The organism is Streptomyces sp., assembly GCF_036566765.1.
Classification (GTDB): Bacteria; Actinomycetota; Actinomycetes; order Streptomycetales; family Streptomycetaceae; genus Streptomyces.
Genome location: NZ_DATCVQ010000503.1, coordinates 1 through 16,569, shown reverse-complemented (window position 1 = coordinate 16,569; position 16,569 = coordinate 1). Strand labels below are relative to the sequence as shown.

Genomic DNA, 16,569 nt, shown 5'->3' with positions numbered 1-16,569 from the left:
GCCCGCGCCGAGCAGCGCCGCGCCCGGCTCCGCCGCGAGGCCGAGGTCGCGGCGGCCGTCGCCGCCGGCGCCCGTACCCTGCTCGCGCACGTCGAGGTCTCCGTCGTCCGCGCCGAACAGGAGCGGAGCCTCGCCGAGGCTGCGAAGGCCGCCCGAGAGCAGGGCCTCGCCGCCGCCCGTGCACAGGGCCGCGACCTGAAGGCCGAGCTCGACAAGCTCACGGACTCCGTCCACCGCGGCGAGGTCCTCGGCGCCGAGAAGCGGCTCCGCATCGAGCAGCTGGAGACCAAGGCCCTCGAAGAGCTCGGCGTCGAGCCCGCCGGCCTGATCTCCGAGTACGGCCCCGACCAGCTCGTACCGCCGTCCCCGCCCGCCGAGGGCGAGGAGCTCCCCGAGGACCCCGAGCACCCGCGCAACCAGCCCCGCCCCTTCGTCCGCGCGGAGCAGGAGAAGCGGCTCAAGGCCGCCGAACGGGCGTACCAGCAGCTCGGAAAGGTGAACCCGCTCGCCCTGGAGGAGTTCGCGGCACTGGAGGAACGCCACAAGTTCCTCTCCGAGCAGCTCGAAGACCTGAAGAAGACCCGGATCGACCTCCTCCAGGTCATCAAGGAGGTCGACGAGCGCGTCGAGCAGGTCTTCACCGAGGCGTACCGGGACACCGCCCGCGAGTTCGAGGGCGTGTTCTCCCGGCTCTTCCCCGGCGGAGAGGGCCGGCTCGTCCTGACGGACCCCGACAACATGCTCACCACCGGCGTCGACGTGGAGGCCCGCCCGCCCGGCAAGAAGGTCAAGCGGCTCTCGCTGCTCTCCGGCGGCGAGCGCTCGCTGACCGCCGTGGCGCTGCTGGTCTCGATCTTCAAGGCCCGCCCCAGCCCGTTCTACGTGATGGACGAGGTCGAGGCCGCGCTCGACGACACCAACCTTCAGCGGCTGATCCGGATCATGCAGGAGCTCCAGGAGTCCTCGCAGCTGATCGTGATCACGCACCAGAAGCGGACGATGGAGGTCGCGGACGCGCTGTACGGCGTCTCCATGCAGGGCGACGGCGTCTCGAAGGTCATCAGCCAGCGTCTGCGCTGAGCCTCCTAGCAAGTTCAAGACTTGAACATCAACCCCCTCCTCGCGTCGCTTCTCAAGTCCATACCCCGATATTGACTTCGAAACTTGAAGGCATAGTCTCTGCAACGTTGCTCTTACCTTCAAGTGGTGGGCGGCGTGCACCTGTGCGCCACTTGAAGGGCTCGTCCCCCACCCCGGCGCCGCCGCCCGGGCCCCCAGGAGTCCATGTGACCAGCACCGCGAAGGCGCCCACGCCGCCGCCCTCCGAGGGCCGAACGGCCCATCCGGACCACCTCGGACACGTCATCTTCATCACCGCGTCCGCGGCCATGGGCGGCTTCCTCTTCGGGTACGACAGCTCGGTCATCAACGGCGCCGTCGAGGCGATCCGCGACCGGTACGACATCGGCTCGGGCACGCTCGCCCAGGTCATCGCCGTCGCCCTGATCGGCTGCGCCATCGGCGCCGCGACCGCCGGCCGGATCGCCGACCGCATCGGCCGCATCCGCTGCATGCAGATCTCCGCCGTGCTGTTCTCGATCAGCGCCGTCGGCTCGGCGCTCCCCTTCGCCCTGTGGGACCTCGCGTTCTGGCGGATCATCGGCGGCTTCGCCATCGGCATGGCCTCGGTGATCGGCCCCGCGTACATCGCCGAGGTCGCCCCCGCCGCCTACCGCGGCCGGCTCGGCTCCTTCCAGCAGGCCGCCATCGTCATCGGCATCGCGATCTCGCAGCTGGTCAACTACGGCATCCTGCAGCTCGCCGACGGCGACCAGCGCGGCGAGATCGGTGGCCTGGAAGCCTGGCAGTGGATGCTCGGCGTGATGGTCGTCCCCGCCGTCCTCTACGGCATGCTCTCCTTCGCCATCCCCGAGTCGCCCCGCTTCCTCATCTCCGTCGGGAAGATCGACCGGGCCAAGGAGGTCCTCTCCGAGGTCGAGGGCCACGGGGTCGACCTCGACCACCGTGTCGCCGAGATCGACCGGGCCATGCGCAGCGAGCACAAGTCCACCTTCAAGGACCTGCTCGTCGCCGGCGGCCGCTTCAAGCTGCTGCCCATCGTCTGGGTCGGCATCGGTCTGTCGGTCTTCCAGCAGCTCGTCGGCATCAACGTCGCCTTCTACTACTCCTCGACGCTCTGGCAGTCCGTCGGCATCGACCCGTCGAGCTCGTTCTTCTACTCGTTCACCACGTCGATCATCAACATCATCGGCACAGTGATCGCGATGGTGCTGGTCGACCGGGTGGGCCGCAGGCCGCTCGCGCTCGTCGGCTCCGTCGGCATGGCGATCGCGCTCGCCTTCGAGGCCTGGGCGTTCTCCGCCGACCTGGTCGACGGCAAGCTGCCCAACACTCAGGGCGTCGTGGCGCTCGTCGCCGCCCACGTCTTCGTGCTCTTCTTCGCCCTCTCGTGGGGCGTGGTGGTCTGGGTCTTCCTCGGCGAGATGTTCCCCAACCGGATCCGCGCCGCCGCCCTCGGCGTCGCCGCCTCCGCCCAGTGGATCGCCAATTGGGCCATCACCGCCAGCTTCCCGTCCCTGGCGGACTGGAACCTCTCCGGCACCTACGTGATCTACACGATCTTCGCCGTGCTCTCGATCCCCTTCGTGCTGCGGTACGTCAAGGAGACGAAGGGCAAGGCGTTGGAGGAGATGGGCTAATCCCCGCTGCCCCTCTCCTCGAACCTCTCACCGCCCCGGCTCATGGCCCGATGCCTTGAGCCGGGGCAGTGCGCTCTCGCAGAGCAGCCGCAGACTGCGCCAGCCCTCCTCGACCGGCATCCCGCCGCACAGCGGATGGAACACCAGGCTCTCCAGGCGCTGCCCGAGCGCCACGCACTCGTCCGGCGTGACGATCCGGTACACGCCCTCCGCGCGCAGCTGCGCCACCGTCGTCGCCGCCGACCGCACCGCCGAGCGGATGTCCTTCGACTGCCAGGACGCGTACGTCCGCGCCTCGTGCAGGAAGTGCTCGCCGTACTCGGCCCAGGTTTGATCCGGGTCCTGCGACAAATGGAGCAGCGGGGTCTCGACGCCGGGCATCATCGTCCAGCCCTCGGTCCCGTACTCCGCGCACCGCTCCGTGTAGTAGGTCTCCAGCTCCGGCAGGTGCGCGCTGGGGAAGAACGGGAGCCCGAGCCGCGCCGCCCGGCGGGCAGCGGCCCGCGAGGAGCCGCCGACCAGCAGCAGCGGGTTCGGCCGCGTGTACGGGCGCGGCGTGACCCGCACCGTACGCCCCTGGTACGTGAACGGCTCGCCCGACCAGGCCTGCAGCAGCGTCTCCAGGAGCAGGTCCTGCAGCTTGCCGCGCCGCCCCCAGTCGACGCCGTGCGCCTCGTACTCCTCCGGCCGGTACCCGATCCCGGCGACCGTGACCAGCCGGCCCCGGCTCATCAGGTCCAGGACGGCGATCTCCTCCGCGAGCCGCAGCGGGTCGTGCAGCGGCCCGATGATCGCGGAGACGGTCACGGCGATGCGCTTCGTGGCCCCGAAGACCCCGGCGGCGAAGGCGAAGGGGGAGGGCAGCCAGTTGTTCTCGGCCCCGTGGTGCTCCTCCGTCTGCACGGTGTCGACGCCGTGCTCGTCCGCGTACGCGGCCATGTCCAGGGCGGCGCGGTAGCGGTCCGCGAGGGACTCGGGGGTGGCGTGCGGATCGACGAGATTGAACCGGACGACGGTGAACGGCATGGACGATCCCCTCCGCGGTAAGGAGCCGGCGAGGGGGACGGTAGCTGACGTTCCGTCAGATGGGAACGCCCTGGAACGCCCGTGACGCCCGGTGACGCTCCGGACGCGCCCCCGCCCGGAACGAGGGGAGCCCGGCGAGGTCACGCCATACTGGAGAGGTTATGGAACTCATCCTTGCTGTAGTCATCGCTCTGGTCGTCGCGGTCGCCGTGACCAGCGGACTCGTGATCAGCGGCCGCAAGAAGAAGCAGCTGCCGCGGGCCGAGGCGCCGTCCACCACACCCACCATCACCGCCCCGCCCGCCGAACCGCACGTCGGCGAGGAGGCGGAGGCGCCGCGGGAAGAACCACGCCGCACCATCGAGGAGGTCGACCTCCCGACCGCCGAGGCGGAGGCCCCGGTCGTCGTCGAGGAGCCGCTCGCGCCCGAGATCGAGGTGCCCGAGCCGACCGCCGGGCGTCTCGTACGGCTCCGGGCCCGGCTCGCCCGCTCGCAGAACTCGCTCGGCAAGGGGCTGCTCACGCTGCTGTCCCGCGAGCACCTCGACGAGGACACCTGGGAGGAGATCGAGGAGACCCTCCTCGTCGCCGACGTCGGCGTCACCCCCACCCAGGAGTTGGTCGAGCGGCTGCGCGAGCGCGTCAGGGTCCTCGGCACCCGCACCCCCGAGGAGCTCCGCGGCCTGCTCCGCGAGGAGCTGATCGCCCTCCTCGGCCCCGACTTCGACCGCTCGGTGAAGACCGAGAGCGACCCCGGCACCCCCGGCGTCGTCATGGTCGTCGGCGTCAACGGCACCGGCAAGACCACCACCACCGGCAAGCTCGCCCGGGTCCTCGTCGCCGACGGCAAGTCCGTCGTCCTCGGCGCCGCCGACACCTTCCGCGCAGCCGCCGCCGACCAGCTCCAGACCTGGGGCGAGCGGGTCGGCGCCCGGACCGTGCGCGGCCCGGAGGGCGGCGACCCGGCGTCGATCGCCTTCGACGCGGTCAAGGAGGGCATCGCCGAGAACGCCGACGTCGTCCTCATCGACACCGCCGGCCGGCTGCACACCAAGACCGGCCTGATGGACGAGCTCGGCAAGGTCAAGCGCGTCGTCGAGAAGCACGGCCCGCTGGACGAGGTGCTGCTCGTCCTCGACGCCACCACCGGCCAGAACGGCCTGGTCCAGGCCCGTGTCTTCGCCGAGGTCGTCGACATCACCGGCATCGTGCTCACCAAGCTCGACGGCACCGCCAAGGGCGGCATCGTCGTCGCCGTCCAGCGCGAGCTCGGCGTCCCCGTCAAGCTGATCGGCCTGGGCGAGGGCCCGGACGACCTGGCCCCCTTCGAGCCCGGGGCCTTCGTCGACGCCCTGATCGGCGACTGACGCTCCACGGAGCACACGTGCGAGGGGTCCCGCCGGATCGGCGGGGCCCCTCGCATTCGTGGACGTCTCGTTCGTGGCCGTCCGCGCGCTAAACGTGGCTGCGGTGGCAGATGTACGCCAGCGTGCCCACCAGCAGCCGCGCCTGCGGCGGCGCGCCCGCCGTGTCCAGGGCCGGCGGACGCAGCCAGCGCACCGGGCCCAGGCCCCCGAGGTCCGACGGCGGCGCCGTGATGTGCGCCCCCGGGCCGAGGCAGTGCAGGTCCAGATCCGCGTCGTCCCAGCCCATCCGGTACAGCAGCCGCGGCAGCTCCGCCGCCGCGCCCGGCGCGACGAAGAACTGCGCCCGCCCGGTCGGCGTCGCGCAGACCGGACCCAGCGGCAGCCCCATCCGCTCCAGCCGCACCAGCGCCCGCCGACCGGCCGCCTCGGCCACCTCGATCACGTCGAAGGCCCGGCCCACCGGCAGCAGCAGCGCCGCCCCGGGGTACTCCGACCAGGCCTTGGTCGCGTCGTCCAGACCCGCGCCCGCCGGGACCGCCTGCGCGTACGGCAGCGGATGCGCCCCCGGCGCCGTACAGGCGGGATCGCCGCAGGAGCACCTGCCTGCCGCGGCCCGCGCCCCCGGGACCACGTCCCAGCCCCACAGTCCGGTGTACTCGGCCACCGCTGTGCACTCTGTCGTGCGGCCGCGCCGCCGTGAGCCGGACCGCATCTCACGCATGCCGCCGATGGTGAAGCCCATGCCCCCTCCAACGGGTCGAACTCGCCGGTGGTTACGACCCGGAGCGCCCCCATGACGCTCCGTCGCCCCCGGACCCGAACTCGTCCGGGTACGCCTGGCGCGCGGTAGCGGGAGGGGTGGTGCGGAGCGTGGCGCACGCTGCCGTGCGCAACCGTGCATCGGCCCCGGATCGTCGCATGTCAAGTGAATCGTGTTCCGCGCCCGGCGAGTTCATTCGAAGGGGTGGCGAATGGTGGCGTTTCTTGAATCGCCATGGCCGACCGGGTGATCGTAGGATTACTTTCGGTACACGAGCTCAGGGTTTTGTCGCACTCGTGGGTATGCCGGAGGCAAGTCGGTTTCCTGTTCGAAGGGGGACGACCTCCAGACGGAAGCCGTGATTCACGGCATCCTGGGGAGAGTTCACGCGACAAAGGCACCGAGGGCATGAAAATGGATGGGGGCGTTCCAGTGGGCGGCAACGGCGCAGACGGTACGACTGCCGGCAAGCGCCCCAACGAGCAGCTGAGCTCGTGGTTCGTGCGCAGCGGCTGGTCGAAGGGCGAGCTGGCGCGGCAAGTGAACCGCAGGGCACGCCAGATGGGCGCGCACCACATCAGCACCGACACCTCCCGGGTGCGCCGCTGGCTCGACGGGGAGCAGCCGCGCGAGCCGATCCCGCGGATCCTCTCCGAGCTGTTCTCCGAGCGCTTCGGCTCCGTCGTCGCCGTCGAGGACCTCGGCCTGCGCGCCGCCCACCAGTCGCCCTCCGTGTCCGGCGTCGACCTCCCGTGGGCCGGCCCCCAGACGGTCTCCCTGCTCAGCGAGTTCTCCCGCAGCGACCTGATGCTCGCCCGGCGCGGCTTCCTCGGTAGCTCGCTCACCCTCGCCGCGGGCCCCGCCCTCATCGAACCCATGCAGCGCTGGCTGGTGCCCACCCCCGCCGCCGACCTCGGACCGGCCCAGCCGGCCGCCGCCTCCTCCCGCCCCTCCCGGCTCTCCCAGCCCGAGCTCGACCTGCTCGAATCCACCACCGTGATGTTCCGTCAGTGGGACGCCCAGTGCGGCGGCGGACTGCGCCGCAAGGCCGTCGTCGGCCAGCTCCACGAGGTCACCGACCTCCTCCAGGAGCCGCAGCCCGGCGCCACCGCGCGCCGCCTGTTCCGCTGCGCGGCCGAACTCGCCGAGCTCGCCGGGTGGATGAGCTACGACGTGGGCCTCCAGCCCACCGCCCAGAAGTACTTCGTACTCGCCCTGCACGCCGCCAAGGAGGCCGGCGACAAGCCCCTCGGCTCGTACGTCCTCTCCTCGATGAGCCGCCAGATGATCCACCTCGGTCGGCCCGACGACGCCCTGGAGCTCATCCACCTCGCCCAGTACGGCAGCCGCGACTGCGCCACCCCGCGCACCCAGGCCATGCTGTATGCGATGGAGGCCCGCGCCTACGCCAACATGGGCCAGCCCAGCAAGTGCAAGCGCGCCGTCCGGATGGCCGAGGACACCTTCGCCGACGTCGGCCTCGACGGCGAGCCCGAGCCCGACTGGATCCGCTTCTTCTCCGAGGCCGAGCTCAACGGCGAGAACTCCCACTCGTACCGCGACCTCGCCTACGTCGCCGGCCGCTCCCCGACCTACGCCTCCCTCGCCGAACCCGTCATGCAGCGGGCCGTCGAGCTCTTCTCGAACGACCACGAGCACCAGCGGTCGTACGCACTCAACCTCATCGGCCTGGCGACCGTGCACCTCCTCAAGCGCGAACCCGAGGAGTCCGTCGCCCTCGCCGAGAAGGCCCTGCGCGTCGCCCGCAGCGTCCGCTCCGAGCGCGTCAACACCAGGCTCCGCAAGACCGTCGACACCGCCGCCCGCGACTTCGGCGACGTCGCCGAAGTCGTCCAGCTCACCGACCGGCTCACCCAGCTCCTCCCCGAGACCGCCGAAGCGGTCTGACCCCCCGTACGGGGGACACCCCAGGCTCCGGCCGCGCCGTACGACCCTCACTGCCCGACTCGGCTCCCCCGCCGCCAGGTCACAGGGACGACGACGCGGCCGGTTCGGTGTTTCCGGGCCCCGCGACCCCGGCCCGGAGGGTACGTCCGTTACATTCCCGTGACCCTGCGGTTCACAGTCACGTAACACGCCCCACCCCTTCGTCACTGCGGCGAAACATCGAGCGGCATCACGTGAAACGGCGCTGCGCCAACCTCTGGCCCATAACCGGCCACCCCTCACTGGCCGAGCCGCTCCCGGCCACCGCCCCGCACAGGCCGCACCGACGACGAGGAGACGCCGATGGCACCAGCCATCATGACCCTGGCCGCAGACGCCCCCGAGCTGTCCGCCGCCAACACCGGGTTCATGCTCATCTGCTCCGCCCTGGTCATGCTGATGACCCCCGCGCTGGCCTTCTTCTACGGAGGCATGGTCCGCGTCAAGTCCACCCTCAACATGCTGATGATGAGCTTCATCAGCCTCGGGATCGTCACGATCCTGTGGGTGCTCTACGGATTCAGCATGGCCTTCGGCACCGACTCGGGCTCCATCGTCGGCTGGTCCTCCGAGTACGTCGGCCTCAGCGGCATCGGCATCACCGAACTCTGGGACGGCTACACCATCCCGGTGTACGTCTTCGCCGTCTTCCAGCTGATGTTCGCGATCATCACCCCGGCCCTGATCAGCGGCGCCCTCGCGGACCGCGTCAAGTTCACCGCCTGGGCCCTGTTCATCGCCCTGTGGGTCACGATCGTCTACTTCCCCGTCGCCCACTGGGTCTGGGGCACCGGCGGCTGGCTCTTCGAGATGGGCGTCATCGACTTCGCTGGCGGCACCGCCGTGCACATCAACGCCGGCGCCGCGGCCCTCGGCGTCATCCTCGTCATCGGCAAGCGCGTCGGCTTCAAGAAGGACCCGATGCGCCCGCACAGCCTCCCGCTGGTCATGCTCGGCGCGGGCCTGCTCTGGTTCGGCTGGTTCGGCTTCAACGCCGGCTCCTGGCTCGGCAACGACGACGGCGTCGGCGCGGTCATGTTCGTCAACACCCAGGTCGCCACCGCCGCCGCCATGCTCGCCTGGCTGCTCTACGAGAAGATCCGGCACGGCGCCTTCACCACCCTCGGCGCCGCCTCCGGCGCGGTCGCCGGCCTCGTCGCCATCACCCCCTCCGGCGGCTCCTGCTCCCCGCTCGGTGCGATCGGCATCGGCGCCATCGCCGGCCTGCTCTGCGCCATGGCCGTCGGCCTCAAGTACAAGTTCGGCTACGACGACTCCCTCGACGTCGTCGGCGTCCACCTCGTCGGCGGTGTCGTCGGCTCCCTGCTCGTCGGCTTCTTCGCCACCGGCGGCGTCCAGTCCAAGGCCCAGGGTCTCCTCTACGGCGGCAACGCGGACCAGCTCGTCAAGCAGGCCATCGGCGTCTTCTCCGTCCTCGCCTACTCTCTGATCGCCTCTGCGATCCTCGCGCTGATCCTCGACAAGACGATCGGCATGCGGGTCAGCGAGGACGACGAGGTCTCCGGCATCGACCAGGTCGAGCATGCCGAGACCGCGTACGACTTCAGCGGAGCCGGCGGCGGCGCGTCCTCGCGCTCCACCGCCGCCCCCGCCCCGGCCGCACAGGAGACCAAGAAGGTGGACGCATGAAGCTCATCACCGCAGTCGTGAAGCCGCATCGGCTGGACGAGATCAAGGAGGCCCTGCAGGCCTTCGGCGTCCAGGGGCTGACCGTCACCGAGGCCAGCGGATACGGCCGCCAGCGCGGCCACACCGAGGTCTACCGCGGCGCCGAGTACACCGTCGACCTCGTCCCCAAGATCCGCATCGAGGTCCTGGTGGAGGACGAGGACGCCGAACAGCTCATCGACGTCGTGGTCAAAGCCGCCCGAACCGGCAAGATCGGAGACGGCAAGGTGTGGAGCGTGCCGGTCGAGACCGCCGTACGGGTCCGCACCGGCGAGCGCGGTCCGGACGCACTGTAGGCAACACGGATAGGAGCTGCTGGGTGACGAGCCTCGAAGCGAGCACGGAAACGGAAGACTCGGGACCCAGCGACTACGCGGCGGCCCGGCTGCGCCTCCTCGGAGAGAAGGCGCAGTCCGGGCCGCCGCGCCGTGCCGCCCTGGCCCGGCTCACCGACGACTGGCTGGCCGCCCTGTTCGCCGCGGCCGGAGCGCCCCGCGGGGCGGCGCTCGTCGCCGTCGGCGGCTACGGACGCGGCGAACTCTCCCCGCGCAGCGACCTCGACCTGCTGCTCCTGCACGACGGCAGCGCCGGCCCGGCCGCGATCGCCGCACTCGCCGACCGGATCTGGTACCCGGTCTGGGACCTCGGCATCGCCCTCGACCACTCCGTCCGCACCCCCGCGGAAGCCCGCAAGACCGCCGGCGAGGACCTCAAGGTCCAGCTCGGCCTCCTCGACGCCCGGCCCGTCGCCGGCGACCACGCCCTCGCCGCCGGACTGCGCACCGCCGTCCTCGCCGACTGGCGCAACCAGGCCCCCAAACGGCTCCCCGAACTCGACGCGCTCTGCCGCGAACGGGCCGAGCGGATGGGCGAGCTCCAGTTCCTCCTCGAACCCGACCTCAAGGAGGCCAGGGGCGGACTGCGGGACGCCACCGCACTGCGCGCCGTCGCCGCCTCCTGGCTCGCCGACGCCCCCCGCGAAGGCCTCGACCAGGCCCGCCGCCGCCTCCTCGACGCCCGCGACGGCCTCCACCTGGCCACCGGCCGCGCCACCGACCGACTCGCCCTCCAGGAACAGGACGCCGTCGCCGAGGAACTCGGCCTGCTCGACGCCGACACCCTGCTCCGCGAGGTGTACGAGGCCGCCCGCGTCGTCTCGTACGCCTCCGACGTCACCTGGCGCGAGGTCAACCGGGTCCTCAAGGCCCGCTCCGCCCGCCCCCGGCTCCGCGGCCTCCTCGGCAGGGCCGGCGGCGGAAAGCCGCCCGTGGAGCGCACCCCGCTCGCCGAGGGCGTCGTCGAGATGGACGGCGAAGCCGTCCTCGCCCGCACCGCCAAACCCGAACGCGACCCGGTGCTGCCGCTGCGCGCGGCCGCCGCCGCGGCCCAGTCCGGGCTGCCGATCTCCCTGCACGCCGTCCGCCGCCTCGCCGCCGCGGCCAAACCGCTGCCCGTGCCCTGGCCCGCCGAGGCCCGCGAGGAACTCGTCACCCTGCTCGGCGCGGGCGAGGCCACCGTGCCCGTCTGGGAGGCCCTGGAGGCCGAGGGGCTGATCACCAGGCTGCTGCCCGACTGGGAGCGCGTCCGCTGCCGCCCCCAGCGCAACCCCGTCCACACCTGGACCGTCGACCGCCACCTCGTCGAGACCGCCGTCCGCGCCTCGTCCCTCACCCGCCGCGTCGGCCGCCCCGACCTGCTGCTCGTCGCCGCCCTCCTGCACGACATCGGCAAGGGCTGGCCCGGCGACCACTCCGTCGCCGGCGAGACCATCGCCCGCGACCTCGCCGCCCGGATCGGCTTCGACCGCGCCGACGTGGGCGTCATCGCCACCGCCGTACGCCACCACCTGCTGCTCATCGAGACCGCGACCCGGCGCGACCTGGACGACCCCGCCACCGTCGCGTCCGTCGCGAAGGCCGTCGGCACGCTCCCCACCCTGGAGCTGCTGCACGCCCTCACCGAGGCCGACGCCCTGGCCACCGGGCCCGCCGCCTGGTCCTCCTGGCGCGGCTCGCTCGTCGCCGACCTGGTCAAACGGGTCGCCGGCGTCCTGGCGGGGGAGCCGGTCGCGGAGCCCGAACCGGCCGCACCCAGCGCCGAGCAGGAACGCCTGGCGATCGAGGCGCTGCGCACCGGTGAGCCCGTGCTCACGCTCCACGCGCAGCCGGAGCCCGCGGCCGAGAAGTCCGAAGAGCCCGAGCCGGTCGGCGTCGAGCTGCTCATCGCCCTGCCCGACCAGCCTGGCGTCCTGCCCGCCGCCGCCGGCGTCCTCGCCCTGCACCGGCTGACCGTCCGCGCCGCCGACCTGCGCGCCGTGGAGCTGCCGACGGAGCTCGGCGGCACGGGCGCGGCCGTCCTGCTGCTGAGCTGGCGGGTGGCCGCCGAGTACGGCTCCCTGCCGCAGGCCGCCCGGCTCCGCGCCGACCTGCTCCGCGCGCTGGACGGCTCCCTGGACATCCCGGCCCGCCTCGCCGAACGCGAGGCCGCGTACCCGAGGCGGCGCGGCATCCAGGCCCCGCCGCCCCGCGTCACCGTCGCCCCCGCCGCCTCCCACCACGCCACGGTCATCGAAGTCCGCGCCCAGGACGCCCCAGGGCTGCTGCACAGAATCGGCCGGGCGCTGGAGGGCGCGGCGGTACGAGTCCGCAGCGCCCACGTGTCGACCCTGGGCGCGAACGCGGTGGACACGCTGTATGTGACGCGTCCGGACGGCTCGCCCCTGTCGGACGAGGAGGCGGTGGACGTGGCTCGGGCGCTGGAGGGGGCGCTGGGGTGAGGGAGTGACCCGCAGGCACTCCCGTGCCTGTCTCGGATGTGTGTGCTGGTGCCCTCGCCCGCCGGATTCGGCGGGCGAGGGCATGCACTTTGAACGGCCGGATACTCTGGAGGGCAGTCCGTCCGCCCGCCCCCGACATTGAGGATCCGCGACCGCCGTGTTCGATACCCTCTCCGATCGCCTTGCAGCAACGTTCAAGAATCTCCGCGGCAAGGGGCGCCTCACTGAGGCGGACATCGACGCAACCGCGCGCGAGATCCGTATCGCCCTGCTCGAGGCCGACGTCGCGCTGCCGGTCGTCCGGGCGTTCATCAAGAACGTCAAGGAGCGGTCCCTCGGCGTCGAGGTCTCCAAGGCCCTCAACCCTTCCCAGCAGATCATCAAGATCGTCAACGAGGAACTGGTCTCCATCCTCGGTGGCGAGACCCGTCGCCTGCGGTTCGCCAAGTCCGGGCCGACCGTGATCATGCTCGCCGGTCTCCAGGGCGCCGGTAAGACCACCCTCGCCGGAAAGCTCGGCGTCTGGCTCAAGAGCCAGGGCCACACCCCGCTGCTCGTCGCCTGTGACCTCCAGCGCCCGAACGCCGTCACGCAGCTCTCGGTCGTCGCCGAGCGCGCCGGCGTCGGCTTCTACGGGCCGCAGCCGGGCAACGGGGTCGGCGACCCGGTCCAGGTCGCCAAGGACTCGATCGCGTACGCGCAGACCAAGCTGTTCGACGTCGTGATCGTCGACACCGCCGGTCGCCTCGGCATCGACCAGGAGCTGATGCAGCAGGCCGCGGACATCCGCGACGCCGTCAGCCCCGACGAGGTGCTCTTCGTCGTCGACGCCATGATCGGTCAGGACGCGGTCAACACCGCCGAGGCCTTCCGGGACGGCGTCGGCTTCGACGGCGTCGTGCTGTCGAAGCTCGACGGCGACGCCCGCGGTGGCGCCGCGCTCTCCATCGCGCACGTCACCGGCAAGCAGATCATGTTCGCCTCGAACGGCGAGAAGCTGGACGACTTCGACGCGTTCCACCCGGACCGTATGGCGTCCCGCATCCTCGGCATGGGCGACATCATGTCGCTCATCGAGAAGGCCGAGCAGACCTTCACCCAGGAGGAGGCGGCCAAGGTCGCCTCGAAGCTGGCCTCCAAGAAGGGCCAGGACTTCACGCTCGACGACTTCCTCGCCCAGATGGAGCAGGTCCGCAAGATGGGCTCCATCAGCAAGCTGCTCGGCATGCTGCCGGGCATGGCGCAGATGAAGGAGCAGATCAACAACATCGACGAGCGGGACGTCGACCGCACGGCCGCGATCATCAAGTCGATGACGCCGGCCGAGCGCCAGGACCCGACGATCATCAACGGCTCCCGGCGCGCCCGTATCGCCAAGGGTTCCGGCTCCGAGGTCAGCGCGGTGAAGGGCCTGGTCGAGCGGTTCTTCGACGCCCGCAAGATGATGTCCCGCATGGCCCAGGGCGGCGGCATGCCGGGCATGCCGGGGATGCCGGGCATGGGCGGTGGCCCGGGCCGGCAGAAGAAGCAGGTCAAGCAGGCCAAGGGCAAGCGCAAGAGCGGCAACCCGATGAAGCGGAAGGCCGAGGAGCAGGCCGCTGCGGAGCGCCGCGAGCAGGGCGGCGCGTTCGGGCTGCCGGCGGGCGGCCAGGGCGGCCAGGACTTCGAGCTGCCGGACGAGTTCAAGAAGTTCATGGGCTGATCGAGCCCGTACGACGAAGGGCCCGGGCGGCGCGCGATGCGCCTCCGGGCCCTTCGTCGTACTCGGGCGTGATCCCGGGGCTCGTGCCGCCCCTACGCACCCGTACGGCCCGCTCGCCGCCGTACCGTCCGGCATCCCGATGCCTCACCCGTAATGCCGGGAATGTACCGCTCTCCAATAATGGGCCTGTCGTCGCCCCGAGGAGAGCAGCGTGGCCAATCCCGTACCCCCGCGCGACCGCACCGACCAGCCGTGGCGCTCGGAGGGGGCCCCTCCGCCGCCGCCGACGAAGAAGAAGATGCCGGGCGGCTGGGGCGGACTCATCCTCGCCGCGCTGATCGTCTACCTCATCACCAACCTCGTGCTCTCGTTCTTCAACGAGGGCGACGAGCCGACGATCTCGTACACCGAGTTCAGCAAGCAGGTCACCTCGGGCAATGTCACCAAGATCTACTCCAAGGGCGACGCCATCCAGGGGCAGCTGAAGAACAAGCAACCCATGCCCGACGGTGGCGAGGGCGACTACACCCGGTTCAAGACCCAGCGACCGGCCTTCGCCGACGACGAGCTCTGGAGCGAACTGACGCGGCAGAAGGTCACCGTCACCGCCAAGCCGGTCGTGCAGGAACGCAGCTTCCTCGCCAATCTCCTCATCTCCCTGGCCCCGATGGTGCTGCTGGTCCTCCTGTGGGTGTTCGTCGCCCGTCGGATGAGCACCGGCCTGGGCGGCGCGGGCGGCATGCTCGGCCGCAAGGCCCCGCCGAAGCCGGTCGAGCTGGAGGGCGGCAAGCGCACCACCTTCGAGGACGTGGCCGGCATCGACGAGGTCGAGGGCGAGCTCAACGACGTCGTCGACTTCCTCAAGAACCCCGACGGGTACCGGGCGATGGGCGCCAAGATGCCGCGCGGCGTGCTGCTCGCCGGTCCGCCCGGAACGGGCAAGACGCTGCTCGCGCGGGCGGTGGCGGGGGAGGCCGGGGTGCCGTTCTTCTCCGCGTCCGCCTCCGAGTTCATCGAGATGATCGTGGGCGTGGGCGCGTCCCGGGTGCGCGAACTCTTCGCGGAGGCGCGGAAGGTCGCCCCGGCGATCATCTTCATCGACGAGATCGACACCATCGGCCGGGCCCGCGGGGGCGGAGCGGGCATGGGCGGTCACGACGAGCGGGAACAGACGCTCAACCAGATCCTCACCGAGATGGACGGCTTCACCGGCTCCGAGGGCGTCATCGTGCTGGCCGCCACCAACCGCGCCGACGTGCTCGACCCGGCGCTGACCCGGCCCGGCCGCTTCGACCGCGTGGTGCACGTTCACTCGCCGGACCTGGGCGGCCGCGAAGCCATCCTGAAGATCCACACCCGGGAGATCCCGCTCGCCGCTGGCGTCGACCTGGCCCAGGTGGCCCGTACGACCCCGGGCATGACCGGCGCGGAGCTGGCCAACCTCGCCAACGAGGCCGCGCTGCTCGCGGTCAAGCGCCGGCAGCAGGCCGTCACCCAGTCGGATCTCTCGGACGCGCTGGAGAAGGTGCAGCTCGGCGCGGAGCGGCCGCTGGTCATGCCGGAGGAGGAGCGTCGCCGCACCGCGTATCACGAGAGCGGCCACGCGCTGCTCGGCATGCTCCAGCCGGGCGCGGACCCGGTCCGCAAGATCACCATCGTGCCGCGCGGCCGCGCGCTGGGCGTCACGCTCTCGACGCCGGAGCGGGACAAGTACGCGTACACCGAGGAGTACCTGCGCGGCCGGATCATCGGCGCGCTCGGCGGGATGGCGGCCGAGCAGGTGGTCTTCGGCGTGATCACGACGGGCGCGGAGAGCGACCTGGAGCAGGTCACCAACATCGCGCGCGGCATGGTCGGCCGTTGGGGCATGAGCGAGCGGGTGGGCAGGCTCACCGCGATCCCGAGCGACGCCCAACAGGCGTACGGGCTCTCCGCCGCCCCGGCGACCCTGGACGCGGTCGAGCACGAGATGCGCCGCGTCGTGGACGAGTGCTACGAGAGCGCCGTGCGCCAGCTGCGCGACCACCGCGACCAGCTCGACGCCCTGGCCGCGGCGCTGCTGGAGCACGAGACGCTGGAGGAGGCGGACGCGTACCGGGTGGCGGGCATTGCGCGGCTGACGAAGGAGGACTGATCCCGCGCCCGGCGAGGGGGCCTGAAGGCGCGTGCAGGCTCACGGCACCAGCTGCGGGATCCGGGCGAGGGCTTGCCGCCCCGGTCCGGCTACGGCACCCGGGCGATCACATACCGGAAGACGTTCGGCATCCAGACCGTGCCGTCGCGGCGGATGTACGGGTGCAGGGCCTCCGCGAGCTCCTTCTCGACCTGGGACGCGTCGGTCGCCGAGGCCGCCGGGTCGAAGACGCCCGTCGACATCAGGCCGCGGACCGCGCTGTCCAGGTCCGCGTACCCGAACGGGCAGGCCACCCGGCCCGAACCGTCCGGTCGCAGCCCCGCCCGGGCGACCTGCTCGTCCAGGTCGTGGAGCGCCGGCGGCCAGTGCGCGCCGGCCCCCGGGCCCGCCCCCGTCTCCGCGAGCCGGGCCGCCAGCCCGAGCACCGTCGCCGAGGCGCAGCGCTCCG

General features: G+C 71.7%; 11 protein-coding genes and 1 pseudogene. 9 read left to right on the top strand and 3 right to left on the bottom strand.

Annotation, left to right across the window (positions count from 1 at the left end; genetic code table 11):
* Both VIU94_RS29325 and VIU94_RS29320 read left to right on the top strand, forming a co-directional pair.
* Positions 1-1,080: AAA family ATPase (locus tag VIU94_RS29325; RefSeq protein WP_331915812.1), on the top strand; the 1,080-nt coding region annotated here is incomplete at its 5' end.
* A gap of 206 nt (positions 1,081-1,286) precedes the next feature.
* Complete coding sequence (locus VIU94_RS29320) at positions 1,287-2,720, top strand: sugar porter family MFS transporter (RefSeq protein ID WP_331915810.1); 1,434 nt, start codon at positions 1,287-1,289, stop codon at positions 2,718-2,720.
* 27 nt (positions 2,721-2,747) lie between these two features.
* On the opposite strand, the gene VIU94_RS29315 is transcribed toward VIU94_RS29320, so the two are convergent.
* Positions 2,748-3,746 (bottom strand): LLM class flavin-dependent oxidoreductase, encoded by a 999-nt coding sequence (locus tag VIU94_RS29315; protein ID WP_331915808.1) that lies wholly within the window; start codon positions 3,744-3,746, stop codon positions 2,748-2,750.
* Between the two features lie 161 nt (positions 3,747-3,907).
* Here VIU94_RS29315 and ftsY point away from each other — a divergent pair, with 161 nt between their 5' ends.
* Positions 3,908-5,113, top strand: coding sequence for a signal recognition particle-docking protein FtsY (gene ftsY, locus VIU94_RS29310; RefSeq protein WP_331915806.1), 1,206 nt, complete (start codon positions 3,908-3,910; stop codon positions 5,111-5,113).
* Positions 5,114-5,201: 88 nt separating this feature from the next.
* Here the strand turns inward: ftsY and VIU94_RS29305 are convergent, their stop codons facing one another.
* On the bottom strand, positions 5,202-5,855 hold the full coding sequence (locus VIU94_RS29305; protein WP_331915804.1) for a bifunctional DNA primase/polymerase: 654 nt from the start codon (positions 5,853-5,855) through the stop codon (positions 5,202-5,204).
* 450 nt (positions 5,856-6,305) lie between these two features.
* Here VIU94_RS29305 and nsdA point away from each other — a divergent pair, with 450 nt between their 5' ends.
* The 6 genes from nsdA (at position 6,306) to ftsH (ending at position 16,121) form a co-directional block, all read left to right on the top strand.
* On the top strand, positions 6,306-7,781 hold the full coding sequence (gene nsdA, locus VIU94_RS29300; RefSeq protein ID WP_331915814.1) for a transcriptional repressor NsdA: 1,476 nt from the start codon (positions 6,306-6,308) through the stop codon (positions 7,779-7,781).
* A 342-nt stretch (positions 7,782-8,123) separates the two neighbouring features.
* On the top strand, positions 8,124-9,470 hold the full coding sequence (locus VIU94_RS29295) for an ammonium transporter (protein ID WP_331915802.1): 1,347 nt from the start codon (positions 8,124-8,126) through the stop codon (positions 9,468-9,470).
* A complete protein-coding gene (locus VIU94_RS29290; RefSeq protein ID WP_069170469.1) occupies positions 9,467-9,805 on the top strand; it encodes a P-II family nitrogen regulator in 339 nt (112 codons plus the stop codon). The genes VIU94_RS29295 and VIU94_RS29290 overlap by 4 nt, the downstream gene beginning before the upstream one ends.
* A 23-nt stretch (positions 9,806-9,828) precedes the next feature.
* Positions 9,829-12,285, top strand: coding sequence for a [protein-PII] uridylyltransferase (locus VIU94_RS29285; RefSeq protein WP_331915800.1), 2,457 nt, complete (start codon positions 9,829-9,831; stop codon positions 12,283-12,285).
* A 157-nt stretch (positions 12,286-12,442) separates the two neighbouring features.
* Entirely contained in the window at positions 12,443-13,987 is a 1,545-nt protein-coding gene (ffh, locus tag VIU94_RS29280) for a signal recognition particle protein (protein WP_331915798.1), read from the top strand.
* Between the two features lie 211 nt (positions 13,988-14,198).
* Positions 14,199-16,121, top strand: a complete 1,923-nt coding sequence (ftsH, locus tag VIU94_RS29275) for an ATP-dependent zinc metalloprotease FtsH (RefSeq protein WP_331915796.1) — start codon at positions 14,199-14,201, stop codon at positions 16,119-16,121.
* Positions 16,122-16,210: 89 nt separating this feature from the next.
* On the opposite strand, the pseudogene VIU94_RS29270 reads toward ftsH, so the two are convergent.
* A pseudogene (locus VIU94_RS29270) lies at positions 16,211-16,569 on the bottom strand (SAM-dependent methyltransferase); the annotation flags it as partial.